The organism is Streptomyces sp. SBT349 (assembly GCF_001083795.1).
GTDB lineage: Bacteria > Actinomycetota > Actinomycetes > Streptomycetales > Streptomycetaceae > Streptomyces.
This window is the reverse complement of record NZ_LAVK01000270.1, coordinates 1-10,760: the sequence shown is the minus strand read 5'-3', so window position 1 is coordinate 10,760 and position 10,760 is coordinate 1. Positions and strand designations below refer to the sequence as shown.

At 73.9% G+C, this 10,760-nt stretch carries 10 protein-coding genes; 4 read left to right on the top strand and 6 right to left on the bottom strand.

The window, feature by feature from the left end; genetic code table 11:
* Window positions 1-57: 57 nt before the first annotated feature.
* Complete coding sequence (locus tag ADY01_RS26455) at window positions 58-1,701, bottom strand: tetratricopeptide repeat protein (protein ID WP_049578530.1); 1,644 nt, start codon at window positions 1,699-1,701, stop codon at window positions 58-60.
* 148 nt (window positions 1,702-1,849) lie between these two features.
* A complete protein-coding gene (locus ADY01_RS26450; RefSeq protein ID WP_049578529.1) occupies window positions 1,850-3,124 on the bottom strand; it encodes an MFS transporter in 1,275 nt (424 codons plus the stop codon).
* A gap of 93 nt (window positions 3,125-3,217) precedes the next feature.
* On the opposite strand from ADY01_RS26450, the gene ADY01_RS26445 reads away from it, so the two are divergent.
* From ADY01_RS26445 to ADY01_RS26435, 3 genes are all read left to right on the top strand, one after another.
* Window positions 3,218-4,210, top strand: a complete 993-nt coding sequence (locus ADY01_RS26445) for a LysR family transcriptional regulator (RefSeq protein ID WP_049578527.1) — start codon at window positions 3,218-3,220, stop codon at window positions 4,208-4,210.
* A 65-nt stretch (window positions 4,211-4,275) separates the two neighbouring features.
* Window positions 4,276-5,409, top strand: a complete 1,134-nt coding sequence (locus tag ADY01_RS26440; protein WP_049578525.1) for an adenosine deaminase — start codon at window positions 4,276-4,278, stop codon at window positions 5,407-5,409.
* Between the two features lie 167 nt (window positions 5,410-5,576).
* Window positions 5,577-5,957 carry a hypothetical protein gene (locus tag ADY01_RS26435; protein WP_159001445.1) on the top strand — a complete coding sequence of 127 codons (381 nt, stop codon included), beginning with the start codon at window positions 5,577-5,579 and terminating at the stop codon, window positions 5,955-5,957.
* Window positions 5,958-6,037: 80 nt separating this feature from the next.
* On the opposite strand, the gene ADY01_RS26430 is transcribed toward ADY01_RS26435, so the two are convergent.
* From ADY01_RS26430 to ADY01_RS26415, 4 genes are all read right to left on the bottom strand, one after another.
* Entirely contained in the window at window positions 6,038-6,670 is a 633-nt protein-coding gene (locus tag ADY01_RS26430) for a VanZ family protein (RefSeq protein ID WP_053171226.1), read from the bottom strand.
* 84 nt (window positions 6,671-6,754) lie between these two features.
* On the bottom strand, window positions 6,755-7,405 hold the full coding sequence (locus tag ADY01_RS26425; protein WP_078900626.1) for a hypothetical protein: 651 nt from the start codon (window positions 7,403-7,405) through the stop codon (window positions 6,755-6,757).
* Entirely contained in the window at window positions 7,402-8,961 is a 1,560-nt protein-coding gene (locus ADY01_RS26420; RefSeq protein ID WP_078900628.1) for a sensor histidine kinase, read from the bottom strand. The genes ADY01_RS26425 and ADY01_RS26420 overlap by 4 nt, the downstream gene beginning before the upstream one ends.
* Before the next feature lie 191 nt (window positions 8,962-9,152).
* Window positions 9,153-9,830, bottom strand: a complete 678-nt coding sequence (locus ADY01_RS26415) for a response regulator transcription factor (protein ID WP_078900625.1) — start codon at window positions 9,828-9,830, stop codon at window positions 9,153-9,155.
* 186 nt (window positions 9,831-10,016) lie between these two features.
* Between ADY01_RS26415 and ADY01_RS26410 the strand changes: the two genes are divergently transcribed.
* Window positions 10,017-10,739: a SigE family RNA polymerase sigma factor gene (locus ADY01_RS26410; protein WP_049578518.1), complete on the top strand. Its 723-nt coding sequence runs from the start codon at window positions 10,017-10,019 to the stop codon at window positions 10,737-10,739.
* Window positions 10,740-10,760: the final 21 nt, after the last annotated feature.

Below are 10,760 nucleotides of genomic sequence, written 5' to 3'. Positions count from 1 at the left end.
CAATGGGGTGATGGATGGGGTGGTTCGGGCGGGGTTCGTGGGGCCGTGGGGCTTCTGCTACTCCTGTGTGGCGCTGATGTAGTAGCAGTCCGTGTAGGCCGTGCCTCCGGTGAGGGTCCAGTCGCCGGCGTAGGGGGTGACATACGCGCCGGTGGTGGTGCGTACCACCAGTTCGTATGCGCCGGGCGCGAGTGTCAGCGTCCGCGCCGGGCGCTCCCGGTCCGTGCCGCACGCCTCGCCCAAGCGGCCGTCGAGGCCGTCGCGGGTGGTGCAGTCGGTGCAGGCGTCGATCGAGGCGGTGCCGGTCTCGGGGCCCGTCCAGAGGATTTCGAGCGCCTCGGTGGAGTCGTTGACCAGTTCGACGGTCACGGTCGATCCCGGAGCGCCGCCCGCCGGTCGCGGCGGGGGGAGCGCGCCGGTGGTGCCCTCGCCGATCTCGCTGATCTCCACGGCGATCAGCAGCTCGTCGGCGACCGGGGCGCGTGCGTCGTCGGGGTAGCCGTCGATCAGGCGCTGGAGTGCGTCCCTGGCCCGTGCCCACTCCCGTTCCTCGTAGTGCGCGACGCCGCACTCGTACAGCGACCTGCCGGTGGACTCCTCGGCCTCCTCCCGCTGGCCCGCCGTCGCCCCCGGCAGCCGCGACGCCGCCTCGAACGCGTCGCCCGCCCGGCAGAACTCCTCCGCCGCGAACCGCTCCTCACCACAGGCCAGTTGGGCGCCGGGGAGCCCGTCCCTGGCGCGGGCCGCGAGCTGGGCGGCCTCGGAGGTCTCCACCGTGGAGAGGTCCTCGAACGCCTCCAGGTCGCCGACCGTCGCGCAGGGCCGGTCGGTGAGATCCGCCGTACCCGCCTCGTACAGCGCGGCGATCCGGCCGGGCACCCGCGCCGCCTCCGGCGCGTCGGGGTGCTCGGCGCGCACGGTGGTGTACGCCTCGACGGCGGCGCGGTAGGCGGCGCTCAGGTCCGCGCCGTCCGCCCCCTCCCCGCCGTCGTCGCCGTCGGCGCCGGTCGCCGCCTCGGCGAGCGCGTCGGCGGCGGCCATGCGGACCTGGCCCAGCCGCGCCTCGGCCCCCTCCCAGGGCGGGGCGCCGTCGTAGTGGCCGAGGTAGGACTCGTAGGCGGCGACCGCCTCCTCGAAGTCGCCGTCCCCCGCCGCCGCCTCGGCGCGCAGCGCGACGGCGCAGGCGTCCCGGCCGGTGCGCGCCTCGGCGGAGGCGGGGTTCAGCGCGAACGCGTAGCGACCGGCCGCGGCCCGCTCGTAGTGGGGCAGCGCCCCGGCGCAGTCGCGGTCGGCGTGCGCCCGTTCCGCGCGGTCGAACTCGCCGGTGGGGATGGACCGGAAGAACGTCAGCCCCGCCGCGACCACCACGAGGAGCGTGCCGGCGGCGGCGTACGGCAGCCACGGGCGTCCCGGCGGCGCGGCCGGGTCGGGGAGGGGCAGATGGCGGACGCGGCGGTAGCCGTCCGCCGCCATGGCCGCGAGCCACAGCAGGTAGACGGCGAGCCAGGGCAGCGGCGTGCCCGCGGCGTTCAGCGCGTTGGCCGTGGCGATCAGGGCCGCGGTGACCAGCCAGCAGGCGGTCGCGCGCGCCCACAGGCGCAGGTGGAGGTACCCGGCGCCCAGGCCGCTGGCGTTGAGCAGCGCGGCGGCGATGCCACGGCGCCTGATCAGTTCCGGACGGTAGCCGCCGATGGTCCCCATGCCCGACCCTTTGGTTGACCGACGCGCCGATCAGCGCGGGCGCGGCCCACCGCGCCTTTTCCTCACACGCCGTCCACACGCTTCCGGTTCCCGGGGACGAGTGGTGAGGAGGAGGCGAGGGGTCGGAGGCGGCGCGGAGCGGGCCGCGTCAGGCGGCCCTGGCCAGGGCACGGCGGTCGGTGACGGCGCGGCGCGTGGCGTAGAGGGTGATCGCCGCCGTGATCGCGAGGGCCGTGAGCGCGAACGCCACGAGTCCGTCCCAGGCGGCCCGGTGGTAGACCAGCGCGCCGGTGGTGCCGCCGGCGCTCGCGCCCAGGTAGTACGCCACCTGGTACAGCGCCGACGCCTGGGCCCTGCCGTGCTCCGCGACCCGGCTCACCGAGCCGGAGGCGACCGCGTGGCCGAAGAAGAAGCCCGCGGTGATCAGCACCAGACCCGCGAGCACCGCGGCCAGCGCGTCGGCCAGGGTCAGCAGCAGCCCGGCGGACACCGTGCCGATCGCCACATACAGCGCCCCGCGCCGCCCGAGGCGGTCCATCAGGGGCCCGGTCGCGGACGAGGAGCCGGTGCCGACGAGGTAGACGACGAACACGGAACCGGCGAGCCCCGCCGAGAGGTTGAACGGTTCCTCGACCAGCCGGAAGCCGATGACGGTGTAGACCGCGCTGAACGCCGCCATCAGCAGCGCGCCGATCGCGTACAGGCGCGCCAGCAGCGGCCGGGCGAGGTGGCCGCGCACCGAGCGCAGCACCAGGCGGGGCCGGATCGAGGCCGGGGTGAAGTTCCGCGAGCGGGGCAGCAGCAGGCGGAAGACGACGGCCGCGGCCAGGCCGAGCACGGCGACCGCCGCCAGCGCCGCGCGCCAGCCGAAGCCGTCGGCGACCCAGCCGGTCAGCACCCGGCCGGACATGCCGCCCACGCTGTTGCCCGCGATGAACAGGCCGACCGCGCCGACCGTCGACCTGGCGGGCAGCTCCTCGGAGAGGTAGGCGACGGCGGAGGCCGGGATCCCCGCGATCGCGGCGCCCTGGAGCGCGCGCAGCACGATCAGGGTGGTCAGGTCGGGCGCGAACGGGATGACCACGGCGAACGCCACGGCCGCGCCCACCGACAGGGTCATCGTCCGCCGCCGCCCGAACCGTTCCGACAGCGCGCTCAGCGGGAGCACCGCCACGGCCAGGCCGATGGTGGTGGCCGAGACGGTCCAGCTCGCCTGGCCGGGGCCGACCGCGTAGGCGGCGGCGATGTCGGGGAGCAGCGCCTGCGTGGAGAAGAGCATGGCGAACGTGGCCATGCCGAGGGCGAACAGCGCGAGGTTGATGCGGGTCAGCGTCGAACGGGTCGAACGGGCCGCGGTGGCGGCCTGGGACGGCGGTTGAGAGGCCCCCGCGGTGGCGGGAGCCCCCGGTGCGGCGGTAGGCATGCCCCCAACGTACGAGCCCCCGCCTCATGCGTCCAATGCATGAAGATGCGATAATCGATGCCCGATATGCATCAGCTGAGGTCAGGGGGCGCCATGTCATCACAGCGCAACGGGGGCGACGGCTCCGTGACAGGCGCCACGCCGGTCGCCGCGGACGTCGAGTCGGGCTCCTGGGCCGCGCTTCTGGCGCCCCGGCTGGCCCAGTTCGCCGCCGTCGCCCGCCACGAGCACATCACCCAGGCCGCGGCCGAACTCGGCGTGCCGCAGCCCACCCTCAGCCGCGCGACGGCCCGCCTGGAGGCCGACCTCGGCGTGGCCCTGCTGGCCCGCCACGGCCGGACGATCTCCCTCACCCCCGCGGGCCGCGCCTTCGCCCGTTCCGTCGAACGCGCCCTGGGCGAGGTCGAACGCGCCGCCGACGCGGTCCGCTCCGACGCGGATCCGGCCGCGGGCAAGGTCGCCTTCGGCTTCCTGCACACCATGGGCCCCGAGACCGTTCCCGCGCTGCTGCGGGCGTTCCGCGAGACCCACCCGCGGGTCCGCTTCGCGCTCGTGCAGAGCTATGGCGAGGACATGATCGAGCGGATGCGCGGCGGCGAGCTGGACCTCTGCCTGACCTCGCCCGTCCCCGAGGCCCCCGACCTGGTCACCCGCCGCCTCGACGAGCAGCGCCTCCACCTGGTCGTGCCCGCCGACCACCGCCTGGCCGCCAGGCGCCGGGTCCGGCTCGCGGAGGCGGCCGACGAACCGTTCGTCACCCTCGAACCGGGCTACGGCCTGCGCAGGCTCACCGACGCCCTGTGCGAGCAGGCCGGGTTCAGGCCCCGCGTCGCGTTCGAGGGCGAGGAGCCCGAGACGCTGCGCGGCCTGGTCGCCGCCGGACTCGGCGTCTCGCTGCTGCCCCCGCCGACCGTGCGCAGGCCGGGGGTGAGCGAGCTGACCGTGATCGCGCCCCGGGCGGTGCGGGAGATCGGCGTGGCCTGGATGGCGGGCTCCCAGGACACGCGCCCGGTGGCCGACTTCAAGCGGTTCCTGCTCGGCCGCAGGGGCCGCCTCGCGGGCGGCGAGCCGGAGTCGGCGGGTTGAGGGGGCCGGTGCCCGCGGCCCGGGAAAGCTCGGTGATCTACGCGCGTAGCCGGTAGAGTGCCCCCGTGACCCCGAGCCAGACACCGCCCAGCCCCGAGCACATCCTGCGCGCCCCCAAGGTGCTGCTGCACGACCACCTCGACGGCGGGCTGCGCCCCGCGACCGTCGCCGAACTCGCCGCCGAGCAGGGCTACGACCGGCTGCCGGCCGAGGATCCTGAGCGCCTGGGCGCCTGGTTCCGCGAGGCGGCCGACTCGGGTTCGCTGGAGCGGTACCTGGAGACGTTCACGCACACCGTCGGCGTGATGCAGACCGAGGACGCGCTGGCCCGCGTCGCCGCCGAGTGCGTGCGGGATCTGGCCGCGGACGGCGTCGTCTACGCCGAGGTCCGGTACGCGCCCGAGCAGCACGTGGAGCGCGGCCTCACGCTGGAGCGGGTGGTCGAGGCGGTCAACGCGGGCTTCCGCGAGGGCGAACGGCTCGCCGCCGCCGGGGGGCACCGGATCCGGGTGGGCGCGCTGCTCACCGCGATGCGGCACGCGGCCCGCGCCCTGGAGATCGCCGAACTGGCCAACCGCTACCGCGACCTGGGCGTCGTCGGCTTCGACATCGCGGGCGCCGAGGCCGGGTTCCCGCCCACCCGGCACCTGGACGCGTTCGAGTTCCTGAAGCGGGAGAACAACCACTTCACGATCCACGCGGGCGAGGCGTTCGGGCTGCCGTCCATCTGGCAGGCGCTCCAGTGGTGCGGCGCCGACCGGCTGGGGCACGGGGTGCGGATCATCGACGACATCACGGTGGACGACGACGGCTCGGTGACGCTCGGGCGGCTGGCGGCGTACGTCCGTGACAAGCGGATTCCCCTGGAGCTGTGCCCCACGTCCAACCTCCAGACCGGCGCCGCCGCCTCGTACGCGGAGCACCCCATCGGCCTGCTGCGGCGGCTGAGCTTCCGGGCCACGGTCAATACGGACAACCGGCTGATGAGCGACACCAGCATGAGCCGCGAATTCACCCATCTGGTACAGACTTTCCGCTACACCCTGGATGATCTTCAGTGGTTCACGGTCAATGCGATGAAATCCGCGTTCATTCCTTTCGATGAACGTCTGGCCATGATCAACGAGGTGATCAAGCCCGGGTACGCCGCGCTACGCTCCGAATGGCTGTTCAACCGGCCGGGTCCCTCACCGCTCTGAACTGCGCTGATGCGAGGGTTCTCGGCGGGTCGCGCCCGCCGGTACGACAATGTCGGCCCGGTGGGTTACGGGTAACCGCGCGCATTTCGATTCATTGCGGTACCGGGTTTTCAGTGGTTACCTTCGGCGGGCCGCTCACAACCCCACACAAGGACGCAGTGACAGAAATGAAGAAGGCAATGATGAAGTCCCTCGGTGTGGTCGCACTCGGTGCGGCCCTCGGCGCGGCGGCGGCGGGCACCGCCTCCGCCACGGTCACCGACGGCGTCGGCAAGACGGCGGACGACGTGGCGCGCACGCTGCCCTCCCTGGAGGGGACCACCAGCGGACTCCCGGGCGGCAGTGGTGAGCTGGTCCGGTCGGGCACCGACCTGGTGACCGGTTCCACGCAGTCCGCCCCGCTGGCCGGGCAGATGCTCTCGCACACCACCAAGCCCTCCGGCCTGACGACCGCCGCCACGGGCGTGCTGGGCAAGCTGCCCCTTCCGGCCGACAGCCTGGGACTGCCGACGGACCAGATCGTCCAGGGCGTCTCGCTCGGCTCCTGAGCCACGGGAGTCCGGAGATCCACGCGGGCCTCAGGGCCCGTCCCCCGCGAGGGGGGCGGGCCCTGAGCCGTGCCGTGCGGCTATCCGCGGGGGGACAGGGCGGCGGTCTCGCGGCGCTCGGAGCGGGCGGGTCCCCAGCAGCGGCGGGCCCGGCCGGCCCGGCCGGGGTCGGCACCGCGCTCGGGGGCGGCGGCCGGCGGGGGCGTCGCACGCCGGCGCGCGGGCGTCCGGGCGCCCTGGCGCGGCTCGCGGAGCAGGCGGTGGCGCAGGCGGGAGTAGCACAGCTGGTGGGCCAGCGCGATGCCGACCGTGTTGAGGATGACGGTGTCCACATCGGCGACCCGGCTGGGCACGAAGGACTGGCCCACCTCCAGGGCGAGCGCGATCATGCCGCCCAGGAATCCGGTGCGGAACAGGGAGGCGAACCGGGTGCCGCCGAGCCGCTGCCAGAGGAGCGGGAGCAGCACCCCGAGCGGCGCCAGGCGCACCAGCCCGGCGCCGATGGTGCGCGTGGCCTCTTCGGGGCCGCGCTCCAGGTCGGCGCGGATGGTGGCCAGGGGTTCGACGTTGCCGGGGGAGACCCAGAGCACGTCGAGCGGGCGCAGCGCAGCCCAGGTGACGAAGAGCAGGTACGCCGAGAGAAGTGCGAGAGCCGCCAGCCGCGGGGGCGGGCCGGCACCGGGTCCCGTGGAACCCGCAGGATGATGCTGCACGTGGATCAGGACGCGGGCCGCGTCGGGCCCGGTTCCCCGCTTCGCATGTGACCTGCGTCGTACGACGCGCTCACGCGGTGTGTCTCAGGCCGGGCCGACGGGGGTGTGGGCCGCCTCGGGACTGGTGCGCATCGCGGAGGTGCAGGCGTAGGGCTGGGGCTGGCCGCCGAGGGCGTCGTCGGGGCCGCCGAGCAGGACGGTGTGGCCGTTGCCGCCGAGGGGCTCGCTGTTGGCGAAGGTGCAGATGATCTGCACCAGGGCGATGGCGGTCAGCTCGCTGGGCCGCTCGCTCAGCCGCAGCGCGGGGTCCGGGTCGTCGCCCACGGGACCGTTGACCTCCAGGGAGGGCGGCACCTCGCTGGTGAAGCCCGCCGCCTCCTCCTCGTTCCCCGGGTCCGACTGGAGCTCGGCGAGCAGCGCCTTGGCCACGGCCACCCGGTCGCCGGCGCCCGACTCCGGCAGCTCGATGGGGCGGTGGACGGACTCGATGTGCGAGCCGCACAGCAGGTAGACCTCGGAACTGACCGTGTCCTGCGCGGCGGGCCGCGCGTCGCAGGTGGCGCGGGTGGGGGCGGGGCCCGCGTCGACGGGGACGTCCGTGGGCCTGATGCCGCAGCCCGCGGCCCCGGCCGTGGCCGCCAGCACGGCGGTGGCCACCATGGTGAGCGTCCACCCGCGCCTGCGGCGCCACCCGCGCCGTTCGCGCCCATCCGAGCCCCGCGGTGTCCCGTTCATCCGCCGTCCCCCTTCGCCGAGCCGTTGCCGAGGTCGGCGCCGGCCGGCTCGCGCTCGGGCAGCCGGGGCTCGCGGGGCAACCGCAGCGTGAACACGGCGCCACCCTCCGGGGCGTTGTGCACGCTGATGTCGCCACCGTGCAGATGGGCGTTCTCCAGGGCGATCGAGAGGCCGAGCCCGCTGCCGTCGGAGCGGGGCCGCGAGGCGCTGGCCTTGTAGAAGCGGTCGAACACGTGGGGCAGCACCGCCTCCGGGATGCCGGGGCCGTGGTCGGCGACCTCGACGAGCAGGCTGCCGCCGCCCGCCGTCTCCTCGCGGATGGTCACGCTGACCGGGGAGCCGCCGTGCTTGAGCGCGTTGCCGATGAGGTTGGCCAGGATCACGTCGAGGCGGCGGGGGTCGAGGCGGGCGATGATGCCGCGGTCCGCGTGGAGATGAACGGCGTCGAGCCAGGCGCGGGCGTCGATGCAGGCGGTCACCTGGTCGGCGATGTCCACCTCGTCCAGCACCATCCGGGCCGTGCCCGCGTCGAAGCGGGTGACCTCCATCAGGTTCTCCACCAGGTCGTTCAGCCGCCGCGTCTCGCTGACCACCAGCTGGACCGCGGGGGCGATCATGGGGTCGAGGTTGTCCACCTCGTCCTCCAGCACCTCGGTCATGGCGGTGATGGCCGTCATCGGGGTGCGCAGCTCGTGCGACATGTCCGCGACGAAGCGGCGGCTCGCGGACTCCCGGGTGCTGAGGTCCTTCACGCGCTGTTCGAGGGAGGCGGCGGACCTGTTGAACGTCCGGGTCAGCTCGGCCAGTTCGTCCGCGCCGCGCACTTCGAGGCGGGTGTCGAGCTTGCCCTCGCCGAGCTGCTGGGCCGCGTCGCTGAGGCGTTGCACCGGGCGCAGGACCATGGTGGCCGCCGCCTGGGCGAGGAGGACGGAGCCGATGACGGCGAGGGCGGTGGCGATGCCGAGGGACCAGGCGAGCGAGTTGAGGTCGTCACGCTCGGGGGCCAGGGAGGCGAGCATGTACCCGGTCGGGCCGCCGCCCATGACCTGGGTGCCGCCGATGAGGTACGGGTCGCCGTCGACGCTGATCCGCTGCCAGTACAGGTGGTACTCGGCCGCGCCCTCGCCGTCGCGCCGGTCGAGGACGGCCTCGACCAGGGAGTCCGGCACCATCGGGAAGCCGAAGGCGGCGGGGTCGGATTCGGCGGTGCATATGGAGCCCTCGGCGGGCTCCTCGGCGGTGCCGGCCGAGTCCGCGATGCGGGGGTCCATGAGGACCACGTCGTAGTTGAGGGTGTTCTTCGCCACGGCCGCCGCCATGCCGCGCACGTCGTCGCACGTCGCCCGCTCGGGGAGGACGCTCGCCTGCTCGCCCAGGGACTCGCGGAAGTCGCGGAGCGCCGCGTTCTGCGCGCGGGTGAGCACGGCGTCGCGGTTGAGCCAGTACGCGATGCCGGAGACCGAGACCGCGGCCACCAGCGCCACCAGCGCGAACACCGTGACCAGGCGCAGCCGCAGGCTCGTGAGCCGCAGCAGCGAGCGGAGCCGGCCGCGCACGTTGCTCTCCGACGCGCGGGCCCCGGGCGCGTTCCCGCCGGGCGCGCCCTCCCCGGGCACACCCGTGCCGGGGGCGTGCTCACCGACGGCGACCGCGTGGGGCGCGTCGGCACCGGGCGCGTTGCCGTCAGGCGGCGCGTCGTGGCCGGGCGCGCGGGGGGCCGGTGGTTTCTCCCCCGGGGAGGCGTCACTCACGAAGGCGCGTCCAGCCGGTATCCCACGCCGCGCACGGTGCGGATGAGCTTGGGCGAGGAGGGAACGTCCTCGACCTTCGCCCGCAGCCTCTGCACGCAGGCGTCGACCAGGCGCGAATCGCCCAGGTAGTCGTGCTCCCACACCAGGCGCAGCAGCTGCTGCCGGGACAGCGCCTGGCCGGGGCGGCGGCTCAGCTCCAGCAGCAGCCGAAGCTCGGTCGGCGTGAGCTGGAGGTCGGCGCCGTTCTTCGTGACGGTCATGGCGGCCCGGTCGATCACGATGGAGCCGAATGTGGCCGAATCGTTGGACTCCCGCTCCCCGCGCCGCATCACCGCGCGGATGCGGGCGTCCAGGACACGGCCCTGCACCGGCTTGACCACGTAGTCGTCGGCGCCCGATTCGAGCCCGACGACGATGTCGATGTCGTCGCTGCGGGCGGTCAGCAGGATGATCGGCAACTGGTCGGTCCTGCGGATGCGGCGGCACACCTCGAAGCCGTCGATGCCGGGCAGCATGACGTCCAGGACGATGAGGTCAGGCCGTTGTTCGCGTAGGAGCTTCAGGCCGTCCTCACCCGTCGCCGCCGTCACGACACGGTGCCCCTGGCGAGTGAGACTCATCTCCAGGGCCGTCCGCACCGCCTCGTCGTCCTCGATCAGCAACAGAAAAGCCACGCGGCTCATTGTGGCCTATGGACCGGCCGGAGTTCGACCTTCCGTCCCTTGAAGCGTCCCCGTCAGGCCGCGCGAGGCCGGCCAACCCCTGTGACAGCGCTGTGACAGACGGCGGACGGCGCGATGAAACTGGCCCGGCAGTGTATTCCCCACGAACACGGACGGCCTTCACGATGGGGGAGCGGGATGAGCGCAGTGCACGGCATCACCACCACGGCGGTGAACGAGACGCGCACGGCCGCCGCGATGGTTCCCGTCCGGTGCGGAGAGAAGTCCGGAGCCACGCGGCATGGGGGCCGTCGTGGCGTCGGGCACCAGCGTCCGCCGCATCTGACCGCGGTGGACGCGCATGGGGGGCGGAACGGGAGCGTGCGGCGCGACGGGGGCACGGAAGCGGAGTTCACCGCTTACGTACGAGAGCGCCGCGCCTCCCTGTACGCCACGGCCTACCACCTCACCGGGGACCGGTTCGAGGCGGAGGACCTGCTCCAGAGCGCGCTGCTCTCGACCTACCGCGCCTGGGACCGGATCAGCGACAAGGCGGCGGTCGGCGGCTATCTGCGGCGGACCATGACCAACCTGCACATCAGCGCCTGGCGACGCAGGAAGCTCAACGAGTACCCGACCGAGGAACTGCCCGAGGCGCCGGGCGAGTTCGACACCATGCGCGGCACCGAGCTGCGCACCGTGCTCTGGCAGGCGCTGGCGCGGCTGCCCGAGCAGCAGCGGACCATGCTGGTGCTCCGCTACTACGAGGGACGCACCGACCCGGAGATCGCCGACACGCTCAACATCAGCGTCGGCACCGTGAAGAGCAGCATCTGGCGCACGCTGCGCCGGCTGCGCGAGGACCGGGCGCTCAGCCTCGGCCAGGACCAGGAGGAGTCCTTCGGCGAGCTGGTCGCCTGACGGAGCGGGGGAGCCCGAGGG